Origin of the sequence: Chitinilyticum aquatile DSM 21506, assembly GCF_000430805.1 — a bacterium.
GTDB classification, from domain to species: Bacteria; Pseudomonadota; Gammaproteobacteria; order Burkholderiales; family Chitinibacteraceae; genus Chitinilyticum; species Chitinilyticum aquatile.
Map to the genome: position 1 here is coordinate 136,423 of NZ_KE387259.1, position 18,884 is coordinate 155,306.

Sequence of the window (18,884 nt, forward strand, 5' to 3'; positions counted from 1 at the left end):
TTGTAAAGCAATGCCCTGACTTGTGGGAGTATCAGCCGGACTGTTATGCAAAAAAACTCAATCGACTGTAAAGGGAACGCGCGGTGCCACGGCACACATCAGCTCGTAGGAAATCGTTCCGGCGGCAGTGGCTACTGCATCGATGCTGACCTGGCTACCCCATAGTTCGACCGGCGAGCCCACGACCGCAGCAGGAACCGGGTCCAGATCCACTGCCAGCATGTCCATCGACACCCGGCCGATCAGCCGTGTCAGCACGCCATTGACTGCCACCGGCGTGCCGGTCGGCGCATGGCGCGGATAACCATCCGCATAGCCGCAGGCGACCGTTCCGATCCGCATCGCGCGGTCTGCGACAAACGTCGCGCCGTATCCGACTGCGTCACCGGCAACAAGTTCACGCACGCTGATCAGTTCTGAAGTCAGCGACATGGCTGGCTGCAGGCCGATGCTGGCTGCACTGCGATCGGCAAACGGGGATGAACCATAGAGCGCAACGCCGGGGCGCACCCAGTCGCCATGCGCTTCCGGGTAATCGAGCAGCGCGGCCGAATTGGCAAGGCTGACCGGGACATCTAGGCCGGCGGTAGCGGCACGGAAACGCGCCAGCTGTGCGGCGATCCCTGCTTCGGGCTCGTCGGCAGTGGCGAAATGCGTCATCAGCGTCACGCTGGCGACACTGGGCATGGCTTGCAGCCGCGCCAGCAATGCCGGCGCGTCTTCAGCGGCGAAACCGAGGCGGTTCATGCCGCTGTTGAGCTTGAGAAAAATCGCCAGCGGCCGCGCCAGATCGGCATCAGCCAGCCAGCGCAACTGCTCCGGAGAGTGCACCGCGCAGCCGATTGCATGGCTGGCGCACAGCGGCAGCTCGTCAGCGGAGAACACGCCCTCAAGCAGGACAATCGGCTGTGTGTAACCCATTTCGCGCAAGCGGATGGCACTCGCCAACTCCAGGGTTGCCCAGCCATCCGTCGCGGCCAGAGCTGGCGCCACACGCTCAAGCCCATGCCCGTAGGCGTTGGCCTTCACCACCGCGAACATCATCGCGCCGGAGCTGCGCGCCTTGAGCAGGGCAAGATTGTGAGTCAGTGCGGCGGGATGGATGCGGGCAAGCAGGGGGCGGTTCATGGCCAAGCATTCACGAGGGATAAAGTCCGCCGATTATACGCCTGGCGTCAGCTGGCTGTTGGCAAAAATTGCCGCCAGCGGCCACAGGGATGCGGCTGGAAAAACAGGATACCCCAAATTGTATACATACAAAGCCATTTATTATCAATGGTTACAGACTCATACCCAATGAAATTACTTTTGATACTCTGCAGGCTGCAATTGAAACTGAGCCAGCACGGCCAGCCACTCCCGGTCGCGAGCCAGCCGCGCCGGCAACGCCAGCACAAAGTCATTCAATGCGGCATCGCTGCCGGACGTAAACAGATGGCGGTCATAGCGGCTGCGCGGCACCGCCGAGAGATGGGAATCACGGGGCAGTGAAGGAAAACGCTGCGCCAGCCAGAAATAGCCGCTGCGGGAAACAAAAATGGCGTCCACGCGCCCCGCCATCAATTTGCGAACATTGGCTTCCAGCGTCGGCACGTCCTCGCGCAAAATCAGGCCGCGGCCGACCAGCGCATCCACATCGACATAGCGATGCCCAAGAATGCCGCCCAGGCGCAAGCCCTGCAGGGATTCGGGGCCGCGCCATTCCAGCGCCAGCTCCGGCCGGGACAGCAGCAGATCCTCGTCATGCAGCAAGGCTGCGCTCCAGAGAAATCGCTGCTGCCGCACATCGTCGAACCATTGCGGATTCACCCAGGGCACTACACCCTGCCAGCCCGGCGTTGCCAGCAACTGGTCCAGCCGTTTGCGCGGCAGCATTTGCAGCACAAACGCGTAGCGCCCCTGCGACAGCGCACTCATGCGTTCGGCGAGGCGCTGGTTCAGCCCTTCGCCATCCGGAATCACAAACGGCGGGTAGTCATAATGACTGTAAAGCATGACCGTGCGCGGCGCCGCAGACGCCACGCCAAACAGCCAACACAGCAGGAAAATCAATCCCCGCAGCATGAGAAGCGCCCTCCCAGATCCGCCGTGCGATGCCCCGCGCCGCACACAGCGAAACATGTTCAGGATAGACGTGTTTCTGTTACCGCATCAAACAGCACGGCCTTGCCCAGATCCGGTGCGAGCCAGGCCAGCTCGCCCGGTTGCGGAGCGTGGCGCGGATGCACGCGAGCGATGATGTCACGGCCGTTGAGCTGGCTGAACAGCATGGTGTCAGGTCCGGTTGGCTCGATGATGCGGATACGGCATGCCACGCCATTGCCCGCCCCGGCCAGATCAAACTGCTCCGGCCGCAGCCCGAGAATCACGGCCTGCCCGACCCGGCCTGCCTGCGCCAGGCGCGGTGGCAGGGCGCAGAATACCGGCTCGCCCTCCCCTTGCAGCGCGACACCGATGACGCCCTGCTGTTCGGCAATGTGACAGGGAATGAAATTCATCGCCGGCGATCCGATGAAACCGGCAACAAACAGATTGGCCGGTGCGTCGTAGATTTCCTGAGGGCTGCCGAACTGCTGGATGACGCCATCCTTCATCACCGCAATGCGGTCGCCCAGCGTCATCGCCTCGATCTGGTCGTGGGTCACATACACAATCGTCGTCTTCAGGCGCTGGTGCAGCTGCTTGATCTCCGCGCGCATTTCCACGCGCAGCTTGGCATCCAGATTCGAGAGCGGCTCGTCGAACAGGAAGAGCTTGGGATTGCGCGCCAGCGCGCGTCCCATGGCCACGCGCTGGCGTTGCCCACCCGACAGTTCGCTCGGCTTGCGCCCCAGCAGGTGTTCGATCTGCAGCATCTTGGCGACACGGGCGATGATCTCGTCCTGCTCCGCTTTTGGCACCTTGCGTGTTTCCAGACCGAAGGCGATGTTCTGCCGCACATTCATCGTCGGATACAGTGCATAGCTCTGGAACACCATCGCAATGTCGCGGTCTTTCGGCGCGACATTGTTCACGACGCGGTCAGCGATGTGCACTTCGCCGCTCGTGGGCGCCTCCAGTCCGGCGATGATGTTCATCAGCGTTGATTTGCCGCAACCCGAAGGCCCCACCAGAATCAGAAACTGGCCGGCGTCGATCTCGATATTGATGCCCTTCAGGATGTGGGTATCCCCGAAGGATTTGGTCACGTTCTTGATGGCCAAAGCACCCATGTTTTTACTCCCTTAACCTTTTACTGCGCCGGCAGTCAGCCCGCGCACGAAATATTTGCCAGCCAGCACGTAGACGACAATGGTCGGCAGCGCGGCAATCAGCGCCGCAGCCATGTCGACGTTGTATTCCTTCACGCTGGTCGAGGTATTGGCCAGATTGTTCAGGCCAACAGTAATCGGACGCGATTCGATGCTGGAGAACACCACGCCGAACAGGAAATCGTTCCAGATCTGGGTGAACTGCCAGATAACGGTCACGGTCAGGATCGGCGTGGACATCGGCAGGATGATGCGGAAGAAAATCCGCCAGAAGCCGGCACCATCAAGCCGCGCCGCCTTGATGAGTTCATCCGGAATGCCGACATAGTAATTACGGAAAAACAGCGTGGTGCTCGCCAGCCCGCAAACCACATGCACGAAAACGAGCCCGCTGATCGAACTGGCCATGCCGAACACACCCAGCGTCTGCGCCATCGGCAACAGCAGTACCTGGAAGGGGATGAACACACCAAAAAGAATCATCGCAAAGACAACTTCCGAGCCGCGGAATTGCCATTTCGACAGTACATAGCCATTGACCGCACCCAGCACGGTGGAGATTGCCACCGCCGGGATCACCATCATCACCGAGTTCCAGAAATACGGCGCGAGACCGCCGCAATCGACCCCGGTGCACGCCGATGACCAGGCCTTGCTCCATGCAGCGAAGGTAATGTCGAGCGGCAGCGACAGCAGGTTGCCGGCGCGGATTTCATCCATGCTTTTGACCGAAGTAGTCAGCATCACGTAGAGCGGCAGCAGGTAGTACACCGCCACCAGGAACAGCACGCCATAAATGACAGTGCGCCAGAATTTGGATTGATCAGCCACGGCGCTTGCTCCTCAGCTCGGAATACAGATAGGGAACGACCAGAGCGGCAACAGTAGCCAGCATCATCATCGACGATGCGGCGCCAAGCCCCATCTGGCCGCGCGTGAACGCCATCTGGTACATGAAGGTCGCCGGCACGTCGGACGAAAAACCCGGGCCGCCACCGGTCAGCGCCATCACCAGATCGAAGCTCTTGATGGCGATGTGCGACAGGATCATCAGTGTGGAGAAAAAAACGGGGCGCAGCGCCGGCAGTACGATGCGCCAGTAGATGCGCGGCAGGCTGGCGCCATCGATCTGCGCCGCCTTGATGATGCTGTCGTCGATGCCGCGCAGCCCTGCCAGAAACAGCGCCATCACGAAACCGGACGACTGCCAGATCGCAGCAATCACCACGGTGTAGATCGAGTAATCCGGGTTCACCAGCCAGTCGAAAGTGAAATTGGCAAAGCCCCAGTCATGCATGAGCTTTTCCAGTCCGAGGCCCGGATTGAGCATCCACTTCCAGGCTGTGCCGGTAACGATGAATGAAAGCGCGAGCGGATAAAGATAGATCGTGCGCAACACGCCCTCGGCACGGATTTTCTGATCCAGCAGAACGGCCAGGAAAATGCCGATTCCCATCGCGCCGGCGATGAACAGCAGACCGAACAGGCCGAGATTCTGTACCGCCACCCACCAGCGCTCGTTCTCGAACAGGATGCGGTACTGGTCCAGGCCAACCCATTCGTAATTGGGCATGATGCGTGAAGCGGTAAACGACAGATAGCCGTTCCAGGCAATGAAACCGTAAATGAATACCAGCGACAAGACGAAGGATGGCGCCAGAACCAGGCGCGGCAGCCATCGTTCCGCGAAGCCGTAATGGGCGGAATGCGTGGTCGTAGACATGGTGGATCTCCGGCCCGCCACCGGATGGTGGCGGGTATACAGCTACAAGACTTGATTAATAATGGCTACAGAAACATACCCATCTCATCACTTGGTCTTGGCAGCGGTGGCAAGCTTGTCGGCGGCTTGCTGGGCTGTCATCTTGTCGTCATTCCAGAATTGCGAGATCACGTCGAACATCGCACCCTGGGTGGCGGACGACATCGCCATGCCATGAGCCCAGGACGGCGCCAGCGTGTTGCCGGCAGCAGCAGCCTTGAAATCTTCGGACGACTTCTTGCCGCATTCGTCAAACTTGCTCATGTCGAGGCCGGTACGCGCCGGAATCGACCCCTTGTTGAGGTTGAAGCTTTCCTGGAAGGACGGACTCATCAGTGCGGTGGCCAGATCCTGCTGGCCTTTCACTGCGTCCTTGTTCGGTTGCTTGAAGAAGACGAAACTGTCGATATTGAAGGTGAAATCCTTGGCTGTTCCCGGCGCGGCGACGCACAGGAAATCCTTGCCCGGCACCTTGCCGGCGGCCAGGAACTCGCCCTTGGCCCAGTCACCCATGAACTGCATCGCTGCCTTGCCGTTGATGACCATCGCCGTTGCCAGATTCCATTCGCGGCCCGGAGCGTTCTTGTCGGTGTAAGGCTTGAGCTTCTTGTAGGTGTCCAGTGCCTTCAGCATGGTCGGGCTCTTGATCGTTGCCTGATCCAGCTTCACAAATGCCTTCTGGTAGAAGTCCGCGCCACCCACGCCCAGCGCGATGCTCTCAAATACGGTGGAATCCTGCCAGGGCTGGCCGCCATAGGCGAGCGGCTGGATGCCGGCCTTTTTCAGCGCTTCCATTGTGACAAACAGCTCATCGATGGTGCCGGGCACCTTGGCATTGGCCTTTTTCAGCAGCGTCGGGTTGACCCACAGCCAGTTCACGCGATGCACATTCACCGGAGCAGCTACATACTGCCCCTTGTATTTCATCACATTGGCCACGACGGGAGGCAGCAAGGTATCCCATTTGTCTTTTTTGGCCACATCGTCGATCGATGCCAGCACGCCTTCAGCGCCCCATTCCTGGATTGCCGGCCCCTTGATCTGTGCGGCCGCCGGCGGATTACCGGAGACAACACGGGTTTTCAGGGCAGTCATGGCGTTTTCACCGCCGCCACCGGCCACGGCAAAATCCTTCCATTTGTGGCCCTTGCCTTCCATGGTTTTTTTCAGTTCGCCTGCCGCCTTGGCTTCGCCGCCAGACGTCCACCAGTGCAGAACTTCCACTTCGGCTGCCTGGGCGGAAAAAGCGAGCAACATGCCGGCAGACAGCGCCGCGAGTTTCGGGTAAGCCATGTATCGATCTCCTAGTCGTGGTATGAACCGGATCTTTATCGGTAGACCCTGGTGTAGTGCACTTTAGATTGACTACACGGGAGACAACATCAGGTAATCACCGCTTGGGGCAAGGCCTTACACTCAAGCAATGATTCGCTGTCAGATCAGGGGTGCGGGCACCACGATTCCAGTGGAATATCCTTCAGCATCGCCGCCAGCTCCATCGCTGAATGCACGCGCATCTTGGTAAAGATGCGGGCTCGATGCACTTCGACGGTCTTGATGCTGATGTCCAGCCGGTCAGCTACCTGCTTGTTGAGCTTGCCAGCCAGAATCTCGCGCAGGACCTGCCGCTCGCGCGGGGTCAGCTCCTCAAGACGCGTCAGCACCGAATCCTGATGCGTGCGGCTGGCACGCACTTCAGCGTCGCGCGCCAGGCAGGCCTCGACCTTGGCCAGCAACTTGTGATGATCGCAGGGCTTTTCCAGAAAATCGGCCGCCCCCTCTTTCACCGCATTGACCGCCATCGGCACATCACCATGGCCGGTGAGGAAAATGAGTGGCGGCATGTAGGCGAAGTCTTCTTTCAGGCGGGCAAACAGAGCCAGCCCGCTCATCCCCGACATCCGCACGTCGACAATCAGGCAGGAATAATTTTCGGGGTGGCCTTCCTCGAGAAACAGTTCGGCCGAGGAGAAGGTCTTGACCGGCCAGTTGCGGGTTTCGAACAGCAGATCCAGCGAGTCGCACACGGCAACGTCGTCATCGATCACGGCGATCTGGGGCTTGTATTGATTCACGTGGACTGGATTCATGCGGACTCCTGGGAAGAAAAACCCGCCTGCACGACTGGCAGCCGGAAACAGAAAAGCGTACCGCCGGCCGGGTTTGCTTCGGCCCAGAGATGCCCGCGGTGCTGCTCGATCACCGAACGGCAGATATTGAGGCCCATCCCCATGCCATCGGTCTTGGTACTGAAAAAGGGCTGGAACAGTTGCTCGGGGTGGGCAATGCCGCTACCCCGGTCAGCAACCCGCACCAGCAGGTAATGATCCTCGCGTTCGGCGGTCACCGTAATGCGGCGGTCTGCCACCGGCGTATCGGTCATTGCCTCGATGCCGTTCTTGATCAGGTTGAACAGCACCTGCTCCAGCATCACGCGGTCTCCGGACAGCGCCGGCAGGCGCGCGGGCAGGCGGATATCAATCGTAGTACGGAAACGCTTGGCTACCGGCTCGAGCAGCTGGCGCGGCATTTCCAGCAATTCTTCAAGACGCAGGATTTCGGTTGTCGGCGTACGCTTGAGCACGAATTCGCGGATGCCCCGGATGATCTTGCCGGCGCGGCGCGACTGTTCGCCAATCTTGCCCAGTGTGGTGCGCACCTTTTCCAGCGGCGGCACCGGCTGCTCCAGCAGACTGGCGCAGGCAGCACTGTAGCTGGCAATCGCAGCCAGCGGCTGATTGAGTTCGTGCGACAGGCTCGAAGCCAGCTCGCCCATGCTGACAAGCCGGGCGGTATGCTGGAGTTTTTCATCGCGCATGCGTTCTGCCTCGACGGCCTGCCGCTGCGCGGTAATGTCGGTAGCGATTTCCAGCCAGACCGCCTGCCCGTCCACCCACTGGATCGGCCGGCGCTGCACCTGATACCAGCGATTGGTCTGCACATCGAGGCAATCCGCCACCATGCCTTCGCCGGGCAGAGCCCTGTCCTGCTGCATCGGCAGAAGACAGACGGAACCGGCATCATCGGGCAGGCGAAAGGTATTGGCGTGATGCTCATTGCGGTAGCGCAATTCGCCGGTCTGCATGTCCCAGACGGATACGGCCGCCATCAGCCCGTCGAGTACGGTCAGCATCTGCTGGCGCGACGCGGCCAGCGCTTCGCGCTCCTGCCTGAGTTCGGTGATGTCGTACATTGACGCCATCCAGCCGCGATGCTCGCCCCGGCTGTCGATCAGCTTGGAGGAATACAGGCGCACATCAAAGCGTTCGCCATTGCGCCGCATGAAACGCAGCTCAAAGCCGTTGGCCGGACAGTCTCCCTGCAGGATGGCCTGATATGCCGCCGAACACCTTGCCAGCTCCTCCGGAGGCCAGAAGGGCATCGGCGGTTGCTGGCCGATCAATTCGGCGCTGCTCCAGCCCACCATTTCTGCAAAGGCCGGGTTCACGTACATCAGCCGGCCCTCGCGATCCATGGCTCGCAAGCCGCTGACCAGCGAGTTTTCCATCGCGGCACGGAACAGGATTTCATCCGACAGCACCCGCTCGGCCTTCTGCCGCTCCTGCAGACGCTGCCGCATCAGGTGCAGCGCCCAGCCAACCAGCAGCACAAAACACAGCACCAGACACCAGACACCAAGCCGTACCCAGGCGCCATGCCGTTGCTGCACCGCTACAGCGCGCAGGCGCAAGCCCTGCCCCGGCGGGTCAAAACTGACTTCGCGCACCACCGCACCTTCGAGCAGCGGCATATTGCGCAGGGGGGCCAGCACCTTGCCCTGCACGTCGATCAGCTGCAGATCGTAGCGCTGCACCATCCACCACGGAACGCGCTGCTGCAGCAGGCCAGGCAAACCATAGGTGATCAGTACCGCGCCCTGATAGACCGTGCCATGAAAAAACGGCACGGCCTGCATCACCATCGCCGCATCATCATGATGCAGGACGTTCGAATAGACCGGATAACCCAGGATGGCCGCACCATCCAGCATTTCAGTCACGCGGGCATCTTCCAGTGCCGGCAGCGACGGGGGGCGACTGCTGTAGACCGGCAGGCCGCTTTGTCGCACACCGGAGGCATTCACCCATTCAATGGCCAGAATTTCCGGATTGCCGCGCAGCAGTCCTTCCGCCCTGACCCGGAAATCGTTGCTGCTGATTGCGCCGGCCGCCAGCGCATAAGCGAGGTTCTCCAGCACGTTCTGGTTGGTCTGCAGACGAACCCTGACTTCCTGCTCCTGCCAGAGCAGATCCTGCGCCATGGTCGCCTGTTGGCGACTCACTTCCTTGTGCCAGTCCACCCACAGATAGACGCCGAGCGCAACAACGACCAGTGCCAGCATGATGTAGGCGAAAGACCAGGGCCATTGCCTGCGCAAGCGAAAACCGATTCCTGACCACAAGCTGTTTTTCATAGCATCAAGCATAAGGCTCCGGCTCCGGCGGCCACATACAGTATTGCCCTAGAATTCATCATCTCGCTACGCACAGGCTCAATGTGCGCAACGGGCAGCCCCATAGCAATAATACTATAGGGTATATGCTCATAAACAATCATTTCCAAGGGATACAGGGTTATACCCAACAAAAAAGGCTGCCGAAGCAGCCTCTTTCGATCGGGAACCATCAATGTCCGGCATGGCCTTCTTTTGCACCCATGGCCTCGATCTGGACATCGACCCTGACCGTACCACTCTTGGCAAAAACAAGTGTCATCGGGAAGGTTTCGCCTTCCTTCAGCGGGCGCTTAAGGTCAATCAGCATGACGTGGTAACCACCGGGGGCCAGTTTGACTTCTGCACCCGCCGGTAGGGCAACCCCCTTGACCGCCTTCATCTGCATGACGCCATCGGCCATTTTCATCTCATGCAACTCCACCCTGGCTGCGACATCACTTTCCGCGCGCAGAAGTTCATCGGCATCGCCCCCGTTCCTGATCTGCAGGAAGGCACCTGCAACCTTGGCCCCCGGAGCCGTCGCGCGCGACCAAGGATGGTCAATTTTCAGCTTCCCAAGCGTAAAGTCATGTGCGATGGCCAAGCTGGAACACATCAGCAATGCACCAGCCCAACCCAGTAGAACTTTCTTCATTTCAGTCATTTCCTGCGTGCTTCAAGTAAATCGATAAGTTTCAAAACAGTTGTACCATCAGTCTGCTGCATTAACATGGGGCTGCCGATTGCGGGATGGCCGGTAAAATGCCAGAACTTCGCTGCCGTTGCCGACAAACTGCACGCCCACGCAGAGCGCCCGCAAAAGCAGAATGCCCCTGCCATGCGCAAATGTGGTCTGCCCTGCTTCAGCCCTGCTCCAGCCAGACCAGTCAAAACCGGCACCACTGTCTTTAACACGGATTTGCAGCAACTCGCTGCCACCATAGTCCAGTCCGGCCAGGTCGATTTCTATCCGCCCCTCGGTCAGCCCTGCAAGGCGAACCGCCCTTTCCTGCAGGTATTCTTCCATGCCGGCAGCAGTCTGTTTCAGTTTCGAATCCAGTCCCAGCAGGCCGTGGTCAACCGCATTCACGAACAATTCGGTGAGAATCAGAAAGACATCGGACTGGGAGTGCGTCAGTGATTTGACCTCGTTCACAAAGGTCATCATGAAAGGCACAGTATTGATATAGCGCAGTTCATCCGCGCCAAGCGTCAAGCTGTAGCGCCATTTGCACAGATCCAGCGCTCGCAGCGAAGGCATGGTAAACCCCGGCTCGATGGCCGGAGATTCCGTCCCGGCACGCTCGGCTGGCTTGGCATCAACACCAAATGACATCAGCACCAGCGAAACATCGTCATGGTGCGAATGGCCTTGCAGAAATTCGGACAGGCTTTCCTTGACGCTCTCAATCCGGTTGCCGCATAGATTATTGCCTATCGCCTCCAGTACACGTTCGATACCGAAAGCGCCGCCCTCTGGGCCGTTTGCCTCGATCAACCCATCCGAGCAGGCAACCAGCAATCCGGCTTGGTCGAAATAATGCCTAACCGGGGCAAAATCCATACTGTGGCTGGGAATGATGCCCAAGGGAAGATTGGAAGACGGCACACTTTTAAGCAAACAGCCCTGCAGATCGACAATCTGCAGGGCAGGCATGCCGCCATTCCAGATTTCAACGCAGTCATTGGCTTCATCCAGCGCCAGCAGGGTGACTGCAACGAAACGTCCGACCGGCAAGACCTGCCGAATCTTGTTGTTCATCTCGGCCAGAATGTCGGAAATGCTGTAGCCCTTTTCCGTCATGCTGTAAAAAGGCTGGGTCAGCGGCAATACATTCAGCGCTGCAGTCAGGCCATGGCCAATCCCGTCTGCCAGCAGTACATGCAACACCTGACCTGGTGTGCGGGCCGCCGCGATCAGATCTCCTGACAGGCTCTCGGCTGGCGAAAGCCAGTATTCCAGACCAGGATCGGACAGTCGCTCGGCATTCACCATCTGGTCGATCAGATGGCGGGCAACCCGTTTTTCTTCTTCCGCGCGATCATAGTAATCGGCAAGTTTGGTTGATTGCTCGACCACCTGCCGATTGAGGTCGAGCGTTCTGCTGAACGCCTTGAGCTTGGCTTCAAGCACACGGAAATTGACCGGCTTGTTGATGTAATCATCAGCGCCCTGCTCAATTGCCTCGGCCAGTCGGTTCTCTTCACCGACACCGGTGACAAAGACAATAGGTACCCATAGCGCCCCGGCCTCCGCCTTGATCATGGCGGCGGCCTCCGGGCCGGACATGACCGGCATCATCATGTCCATCAGCACCAGGTCCGGTCGTTGACCACGCCATGCCTCTACCGCTTCCACACCATTACGCGCCTGGATTGCCGTATGACCAAGGGCCTCGACAAAGCGCGATATCAGAAGCAGTACAGCATCCGTATCGTCAACTACAAGGATTTTCATTTATATGCGAAAGATGGCTTAGCGGATAGTGAATATCTTGCCAAAACAGGCGATTTCCAGAACCTGTTTAACCGCATCCCGGCAATTCACCAGGGCCAGTGTCTTGTTTGCCGAGCCAATTTTTTCCTTCAACAAGAGCAGCATTCCCAGAGCAGAACTGTCGAGATAATTGACATTCTGGAAATCAACCAGCACTTCACGGACATCTGCGTTGGCAATCAGTGATTCACATACCTGGCGGAATTCGCGATGAGCACTGAAATCAAACTGCCCAGACAGAATCACACGCCCTGTGCTGCCTTCGATTTGTACTGTCGGCGTCATATCTATCACGACCTCTAATTACTTGTTTTATTGAAAAATGCGGCTCGGCAAAATGCGCCACGATTGGAAACGCTCAACTGCACGCACAGCCTGCGCAAGAATTGCTCTTTAAGGTAGTACGCACCTAAACGACAGGCAAGCGTAATATGAACATCGCCCCATGATCCGGAAGGTTTTCAACACTCACATCCCCCCCCCAGGCCGTTACAAGATTGCGAACAATGGCCAACCCCAATCCAGTACCCTCTTTTCGCGTGGTGAAGAATGGCTCGAACAGGCGAGGAAGTACTTCAGGCAAGACTCCTGGTCCCTGATCCGCAATCGACAGACAGGCCATTCCATCCTTCTGCCAGAGTCTAACTCGCAACGGCATACCGACGAAAGCCACATGAAGGGCGTTTTCGATCAGATTGCCTATCACGCCGATCATTTCACGCCGGTTAACCAGTATGCACACATCGTCCGCCTCCACCCGGCACTCCAGGTGAACTCCTGCAGCAGCAATGGCTTCGGCTAGATGATGGACGCTCTCAGCAAGTACATCAGCAAAAACCAGAACTTCAGCCTGCTGCTGCTGCCCCCTGACAAAACGCAGCATATTTTGAATCAAAACCTCCAGATGCTGTAAGCGATTTTGTATCTTGCCAGCAACACGTAGGCGATCCTGCTCGCCAAGTCCTGCCTTAGACAGATGCCCTGCATACAGCATGGCCGCAGCGAGCGGAGTGCGAAGCTGATGCGCCAAACCTGCTGACATCTCACCCATGGCGACAAGACGCTCATTGCGGGCCAAGGCATGCTGCATCTGATGGAACTCAGTCATGTCATGGATGAGAACCAGGCTGCAATCCTCTTCCGGCACCGGGTTGGTGACTACAGAAAACCACACTTCCTTGCCATCTCGCAGAAACCGCTTCAAATCCATTTCTTCGGTGGATTCCAGATGCAGTTGCTGCCATACATCCCAGCTATCGCCGGGATGCAGATTGGGCAACATGGCCCTGGCTGCGCGATTCAGCGAAGAGACTTCACCACCAGCCCCCAACTCGACCACGCCACCAGGCAACTGTTCGAGAAGTGCGGACAGCCGCCGGAAAAGAGCTCCCTTTTCATCAAGCTGTTGCTTCAGCTTCCCGTTTGCCAGTTCAAGCTGATCTGTAAGAAATCCAACTTGCTGCTGCAGATCGGCATATGATGAAGAAAGCTGACGGGATGCTTCGGCAAACATCGAAAATGCTGCCTCCAACTCAAGCGGATCAAGCCGCTCAGGGGGTGAAGCCATGATCAGGTATCCTTGTTGCAGTGGTTCTTTTCGATTATAAAGAGGCGAGACGTTGTGCAGATGCAGGTTCAGGCTGAAGAATCGTATGCCATTTGTTAAATGTAACGGTTAAACTGCCGATAACAGCGTTTTCTAATGCACGACATGGATTCAACAGGAGGAAGTTGTGTCAGATCTTCTGAAAAACATCGACGCCCGTACCAAACTGGCCGGCACAAACAAACTTGAAATCCTCTTGTTCACCTTGGGTCTGGATCAGCGCTCCGGCCGTAGGGAGACCTTCGGAATCAACGTTTTCAAGGTCCGCGAGGTCATGCGCACCCCGGAAATTACGCAGGCACCTGAAATGCCCTCCTCCGTGGAAGGCATGGTCAGCCTGCGTGGCACACTCGTTCCCGTGATCGACCTGGCCAAGTACGCGGGAATTGTGACCGAAAGCAAGCCGGAAATCATGATAGTTTCCGAGTACAACGGCCATACTCAGGGCTTTCTGGTTGAAGCGGTCGATACCATCCTGCGACTGGACTGGTCGGTGATGCGGGTTCCGCCCGACATGCTGACCATGCAGATGGGCGGCCTGGTCACCGCTGTCACCGAACTTGAAAGTGGCAAACTAGTCATGATGCTGGATGTCGAAAAAGTTCTGGCCGAGACAACAGCCGGCGCAACACAGATTGACGTCAACACCATTATCCAGGACAAAAATTTCGTCACAAAAACAGTCTACTTCGCCGATGATTCGGTGGTCGCACGCAAGCAGATCGAAATGACGCTGGATGCAATGCAGGTGCGCCACATGCACGCCATCAATGGCAAACGAGCTTGGGATGACCTCCTGCGTCTCGCGCAATCGGCAGACATTCAGGGCAAAACCGTCAAGGATCTGGTCCAACTCATCCTGACAGATGTTGAAATGCCGGAAATGGATGGCTACATGCTCACACGGATGATCAAGAGTGATCCTCGCTTTGTAGGCATTCCGGTTCTGATGCATTCATCGCTATCGGGGCTTTCCAATCAGAAACTTGGTCAATCCGTCGGGGTTGATGGCTACGTGGCAAAGTTCGAGCCACATAAGCTTTCTGAAACAATCGCCAATTTTCTGCTCAAAGATGTTTAACAATTAATGTGTCTAGATAGCGAGTAATCATCATGACTCAACAAGCAAATCTGCTGGATAGTGTCGATGCGCGCACCAAACTCGCAGGCTCCAACAAAATGGAGATTTTGCTCTTCACTCTGGGCACGCGTGAAATTTTCGGCATCAATGTATTCAAGGTTAGGGAGGTTTCGCAGACCCCCAAAATCACAAAAACTCCGAACATGCCACATGGTGTGGAAGGCGTCATTTCCTTGCGGGGCAACATTATTCCTGTCATTGCCCTGTCACGCTTTGTGGCCACACAGGAGCCGACGGATGCCGACACGACCAGCACCATGATCGTGACCGAGTTTTCCAAACACACCCAGGCATTTCTGGTTCATGACGTTGACAGAATCATTCGAGTGGACTGGGACAAGGTTCGTGCTCCGGAAACCATGCTTGCAGGCAATCAGGCACTGATCACCGCCATCACCGAGCTGCCTGACGGCAAGCTGGTTTCCATTCTGGATGTGGAACAGATCTTGTCGACCGTCATTGGCGAACCGGTTATCCCCGAACTCCCCAAAGCGGCCCTCGACCCCGATACTTTCATGTTTTTCGTCGACGATTCCATGGTGGCCCGCAAAGAAATCGTTGGTGTACTCGACAAGATCGGCATCAAATACTACCAGGCAAACAATGGCAAGGAAGCCTGGGACAAATTGCAGAATCTGGCCAATCGCGCAGCACACGATGGCGAACGGCTGAAAGATAAATTGAAGATGGTACTGGTTGACGCCGAAATGCCGGAAATGGACGGCTATGTACTAACCAAATACATCAAGTCTGACCATCGCTTCCAGGGAATTCCGGTTGTCATGCACTCCTCGCTTTCCTCGAATGCAAACAGGGCAATGGGATCGAGTGTCGGCGTAGATGCCTATGTTGCGAAATTTGATCCTCTGATTCTTGCAGACACTCTGACCCCACTTCTGGTCAGCTAAATTATTGAATACCAGCCGCATATGCTGGGCGGAGTAAACATATGAATGATCAGAACATGCGCTTCCTCGTCGTGGATGACTTTTCCACGATGCGCCGCATCGTCCGAAACCTGCTGAAAGAACTGGGCTATTCGAATGTCGATGAGGCAGAAGATGGCCAGGTCGCAATGCATAAATTGAAAAATGGTACATTTGATTTTGTAGTTACCGACTGGAACATGCCGAATGTCACCGGTATTGAACTGCTCCGCCAGATCAGGGGAGATGCGCAACTCAAGCATCTACCTGTATTGATGGTTACGGCAGAAGCCAAGAAAGAGAATATTATCGAAGCAGCTACTGCAGGGGCCAACGGCTATATTGTCAAGCCATTTACTGCGGCTACTCTGGATGAAAAACTGAAGAAAATTTTCGCCAATATGGCCAAATAAACAAAACGAATGCAGAAGCACAGGAGAGAACTGTGAGCGATAACGCACTGAATAGCGGTGACTCGGCAGAGCTGGAAGCACTGTTTGATAGCATTCTGGCCACAAGCCAGCCAGCAGCAACGCCAGAACCCAGCGCCACCGCGACCGTAACATCAACTAGCGCCCCTGCACCGACGGAGCAAGAAGAAGAACGCATCGCGACTTCGCAGTCCGAAGAACATGACGCCATGGCCGAACCTGCCAAGTCGATGTTTTCGCACATTGGCCAGTTGACGCGCAAGCTGCACGACACACTTCGCCAGCTTGGCTTGGACAAATCACTGGAACAGGCTGCATCCCAGATTCCTGATGCGCGTGATCGCCTTTCCTATATTGCAACGATGACCGAACAGGCTGCGGAGCGAACGCTAAATGCGCTGGATGTAGCCAAACCGTTGCAAGACAAGATCGGCACGGATGCCGCAACCCTCCATGCTGAATGGAACAAACTTTTTGCCAATCAGCTGAGTGTTGACGAGTTCAAGCGCCTTGCCGAGAAAACCAGAGACTATCTTGGCAATACCAGCCACGACTCGGACAAGATAAACGCCCAGATGCTCGAGATCATGATGGCACAGGATTTTCAGGATCTGACTGGCCAGGTTATCAAGAAAGTACTGACCATGGCCAAGGAAATGGAGCAGCACCTGCTCGATTTCCTGCTGATGTTTTCTCCGCAAGGTATCAAGCAGGATGAAAGCTCATTACTTAATGGTCCGGTAGTCAAAGCAGAAGGTCGCACCGATATCGTCACCAATCAAGAACAAGTTGATGATCTGCTGGAAAGCCTCGGGTTCTAAGCCCCACAAGGAGAGCGATAATGAGTGACTTTGGCGGAATGGAAGACCTTCTTCAGGATTTTCTGACGGAATCGTCGGAATTGCTCTCTGAAGTAGACAACAAACTTGTCGAGCTGGAAAAGCGCCCGAATGACAGGGCTCTTTTGAATGATATTTTCCGTGGGTTCCATACTATCAAGGGTGGGGCAGGCTTTCTGAACGTCGACCCTATGGTTAGCCTCTGCCATCGCACCGAAAATCTGTTCGACAAATTGCGCAATGGTGAAATCACACTCACCCCCGAAATCATGGACGCCATTCTGGCTGCAACTGGCGTAGTGAGGGACATGTTCGGCGCAATGTCACAAGCCCGCCAACCTGCACCGGCCGACCAGCACTTGCTGCAGGCACTGGATAATGTGCTGGAGGGAAAGAGCGCTGCAGCGGTTTCGCACGAGCCCCCTCCCGTCAAACCCGTAGCAGAGGAACGCGCTCCATTGCCACAGCCTGGAAGTCCGGACTGGAATCAGCTTTATGACGGACTGCTCGGTACGACCACCGCAAGTAGCCATAATGCACGCGAGGAACAACGTCCTTCTCCGGCTCTATCGGTGGAAATTCTCGAACCAGAAGAAGCGGAGCCCCAAGTTGCCGCACCAGTCAGACAGGTTGTCGCTGACCCGATGTCCGCATTGAAACCGGCTCCTGCAGCGACGCTCAACAAGCCGGCAACATCAAGCCAGCAACTTTCAGCTCCTGAAACCACCATCCGTATCGATACGGTTCGCCTTGATCAGGTATTGAACCTGTCCGGCGAAATTGGCCTGACCAAAAACCGCCTGACTACATTGCGCTCGGACATCATGGCCGGCAAGATGGATAGTGCAACGCTGAAGTCAATGGACGAGGCCATCGGACAGCTCGATCTGCTGGTCGGGGATCTGCAGAATGCGGTCATGAAAACCCGCATGCAGCCGATTGGCCGACTGTTCCAGAAATACCCCCGCCTCGCTCGTGACCTAGCCCGCCAGCTTGGCAAGGATGTCGAACTGGTCATTACGGGTGAAGAGACCGAGCTCGATAAAACAATGCTGGAGGATTTGAATGACCCTCTGGTGCACTTGGTGCGCAATGCGGTTGATCACGGCATTGAAACGGCGGATGAACGCGCAGCCAGCGGCAAATCGAGCAAGGCGATCGTAGAACTGTCAGCAACTCAGGTCGGAGATCACATCCTGATCGAGATCACCGACGATGGCCGTGGCATGCGCCCTGACGTCATCCGTCGCAAAGCTGTGGAAAAAGGCCTAATTGACGTCGAGACGGCCAACAGCCTGGACGACAAGCAAAGCCTGCAGCTGATTTTCCTGCCCGGCTTTTCCACCAAGGATCAGATTTCCAGCGTTTCCGGACGCGGCGTCGGCATGGATGTAGTGAAAACCAACATCCAGCGCCTGAATGGCCGGATTGACATCCAGTCCATTGTTGGCGAAGGCTCACGCTTCACGATTTCGCTGCCGCTCACGCTGGCCATTCTGCCAGTTCTGGTTGTCAAGGTTTGTGACCAGCCGTTTGCTGTTCCTCTGGCCATGGTGAGAGAAATCATCACCATCCGGCAAGACCAGGTTCAGGAGGTATCCGGCCGGGCGACCATTGTTGTGCGCGATGAAATTCTTTCCGTGCGCTCGCTGGCTCATCTGATCGGCTGGCAGGAAACCCAGCTTCCGCAGTTTGGCGTACTGATGCAATCGGCAGAGCATTCCTTCATCCTTGCCGTGGACAGTTTCATCGGGCGTGACGATGTTGTCATCAAGCCGCTCCAGAACATTCGCCCCAAGGGAATTGCTGGTGCTACCCTGTCCGGGGATGGCTCCATCGTACTCGTGCTCGACATGGAAGACCTGCTGGCCTCGGCTCATGCTGACAACTCGGCCATCATGACCTCACGCTTGGTGGAACAAACCTACTGAGACCGGCAGGACAGACTAGGTGGGACTGACAGACCAGGTTTCCGTCAGTCCCTGCAGCCCCGTTT

Annotated in this window: 18 protein-coding genes; 6 read left to right on the top strand and 12 right to left on the bottom strand. The window is 56.9% G+C overall.

Annotation, left to right across the window (positions count from 1 at the left end):
- Nucleotides 1-57 precede the first annotated feature (57 nt).
- Nucleotides 58-1,128 carry an alanine racemase gene (gene alr, locus H559_RS0113850; protein WP_028453156.1) on the bottom strand — a complete coding sequence of 357 codons (1,071 nt, stop codon included), beginning with the start codon at nt 1,126-1,128 and terminating at the stop codon, nt 58-60.
- Here alr and H559_RS22820 point away from each other — a divergent pair.
- Nucleotides 1,127-1,300 carry a hypothetical protein gene (locus H559_RS22820; RefSeq protein ID WP_155845440.1) on the top strand — a complete coding sequence of 58 codons (174 nt, stop codon included), beginning with the start codon at nt 1,127-1,129 and terminating at the stop codon, nt 1,298-1,300. The genes alr and H559_RS22820 overlap by 2 nt on opposite strands.
- 2 nt (nt 1,301-1,302) lie before the next feature.
- Here H559_RS22820 and H559_RS0113855 read toward each other — a convergent pair whose 3' ends face one another.
- The 11 genes from H559_RS0113855 to H559_RS0113910 form a co-directional block, all read right to left on the bottom strand.
- Nucleotides 1,303-2,064 carry a transporter substrate-binding domain-containing protein gene (locus tag H559_RS0113855; RefSeq protein WP_028453157.1) on the bottom strand — a complete coding sequence of 254 codons (762 nt, stop codon included), beginning with the start codon at nt 2,062-2,064 and terminating at the stop codon, nt 1,303-1,305.
- A 59-nt stretch (nt 2,065-2,123) separates the two neighbouring features.
- A complete protein-coding gene (locus tag H559_RS0113860) occupies nt 2,124-3,212 on the bottom strand; it encodes an ABC transporter ATP-binding protein (RefSeq protein ID WP_028453158.1) in 1,089 nt (362 codons plus the stop codon).
- A 12-nt stretch (nt 3,213-3,224) separates the two neighbouring features.
- A complete protein-coding gene (locus tag H559_RS0113865) occupies nt 3,225-4,082 on the bottom strand; it encodes a carbohydrate ABC transporter permease (protein WP_028453159.1) in 858 nt (285 codons plus the stop codon).
- Nucleotides 4,075-4,974 (bottom strand): carbohydrate ABC transporter permease, encoded by a 900-nt coding sequence (locus H559_RS0113870; RefSeq protein ID WP_028453160.1) that lies wholly within the window; start codon nt 4,972-4,974, stop codon nt 4,075-4,077. The genes H559_RS0113865 and H559_RS0113870 overlap by 8 nt, the downstream gene beginning before the upstream one ends.
- An 87-nt stretch (nt 4,975-5,061) precedes the next feature.
- Nucleotides 5,062-6,306 carry an ABC transporter substrate-binding protein gene (locus H559_RS0113875; protein ID WP_028453161.1) on the bottom strand — a complete coding sequence of 415 codons (1,245 nt, stop codon included), beginning with the start codon at nt 6,304-6,306 and terminating at the stop codon, nt 5,062-5,064.
- Nucleotides 6,307-6,452: 146 nt separating this feature from the next.
- Nucleotides 6,453-7,103, bottom strand: a complete 651-nt coding sequence (locus H559_RS0113880) for a response regulator transcription factor (RefSeq protein WP_028453162.1) — start codon at nt 7,101-7,103, stop codon at nt 6,453-6,455.
- Nucleotides 7,100-9,391 (bottom strand): PAS domain-containing sensor histidine kinase, encoded by a 2,292-nt coding sequence (locus H559_RS0113885; protein ID WP_162143337.1) that lies wholly within the window; start codon nt 9,389-9,391, stop codon nt 7,100-7,102. The genes H559_RS0113880 and H559_RS0113885 overlap by 4 nt, the downstream gene beginning before the upstream one ends.
- A gap of 247 nt (nt 9,392-9,638) precedes the next feature.
- Entirely contained in the window at nt 9,639-10,112 is a 474-nt protein-coding gene (locus tag H559_RS0113895) for a copper chaperone PCu(A)C (RefSeq protein ID WP_028453165.1), read from the bottom strand.
- 48 nt (nt 10,113-10,160) lie between these two features.
- Nucleotides 10,161-11,906 (bottom strand): ATP-binding SpoIIE family protein phosphatase, encoded by a 1,746-nt coding sequence (locus H559_RS0113900; RefSeq protein ID WP_028453166.1) that lies wholly within the window; start codon nt 11,904-11,906, stop codon nt 10,161-10,163.
- Between the two features lie 18 nt (nt 11,907-11,924).
- Nucleotides 11,925-12,230: an STAS domain-containing protein gene (locus H559_RS0113905; protein ID WP_028453167.1), complete on the bottom strand. Its 306-nt coding sequence runs from the start codon at nt 12,228-12,230 to the stop codon at nt 11,925-11,927.
- A gap of 124 nt (nt 12,231-12,354) precedes the next feature.
- The gene (locus H559_RS0113910) at nt 12,355-13,512 is read right to left on the bottom strand and encodes a sensor histidine kinase (RefSeq protein ID WP_028453168.1); all 1,158 of its coding nucleotides are present in this window, start codon (nt 13,510-13,512) and stop codon (nt 12,355-12,357) included.
- Nucleotides 13,513-13,678: 166 nt separating this feature from the next.
- On the opposite strand from H559_RS0113910, the gene H559_RS0113915 reads away from it, so the two are divergent.
- The 5 genes from H559_RS0113915 to H559_RS0113935 are packed head-to-tail and all read left to right on the top strand — an operon-like array spanning nt 13,679 to nt 18,819.
- The gene (locus H559_RS0113915; RefSeq protein WP_028453169.1) at nt 13,679-14,632 is read left to right on the top strand and encodes a chemotaxis protein; all 954 of its coding nucleotides are present in this window, start codon (nt 13,679-13,681) and stop codon (nt 14,630-14,632) included.
- Nucleotides 14,633-14,664: 32 nt separating this feature from the next.
- Complete coding sequence (locus H559_RS0113920) at nt 14,665-15,600, top strand: chemotaxis protein (RefSeq protein WP_028453170.1); 936 nt, start codon at nt 14,665-14,667, stop codon at nt 15,598-15,600.
- A gap of 41 nt (nt 15,601-15,641) precedes the next feature.
- Complete coding sequence (cheY, locus tag H559_RS0113925) at nt 15,642-16,031, top strand: chemotaxis response regulator CheY (protein WP_028453171.1); 390 nt, start codon at nt 15,642-15,644, stop codon at nt 16,029-16,031.
- A 32-nt stretch (nt 16,032-16,063) separates the two neighbouring features.
- Nucleotides 16,064-16,870, top strand: coding sequence for a protein phosphatase CheZ (gene cheZ / locus H559_RS0113930; RefSeq protein ID WP_028453172.1), 807 nt, complete (start codon nt 16,064-16,066; stop codon nt 16,868-16,870).
- 20 nt (nt 16,871-16,890) lie between these two features.
- Complete coding sequence (locus tag H559_RS0113935) at nt 16,891-18,819, top strand: chemotaxis protein CheA (RefSeq protein WP_028453173.1); 1,929 nt, start codon at nt 16,891-16,893, stop codon at nt 18,817-18,819.
- Nucleotides 18,820-18,884 lie beyond the last annotated feature (65 nt).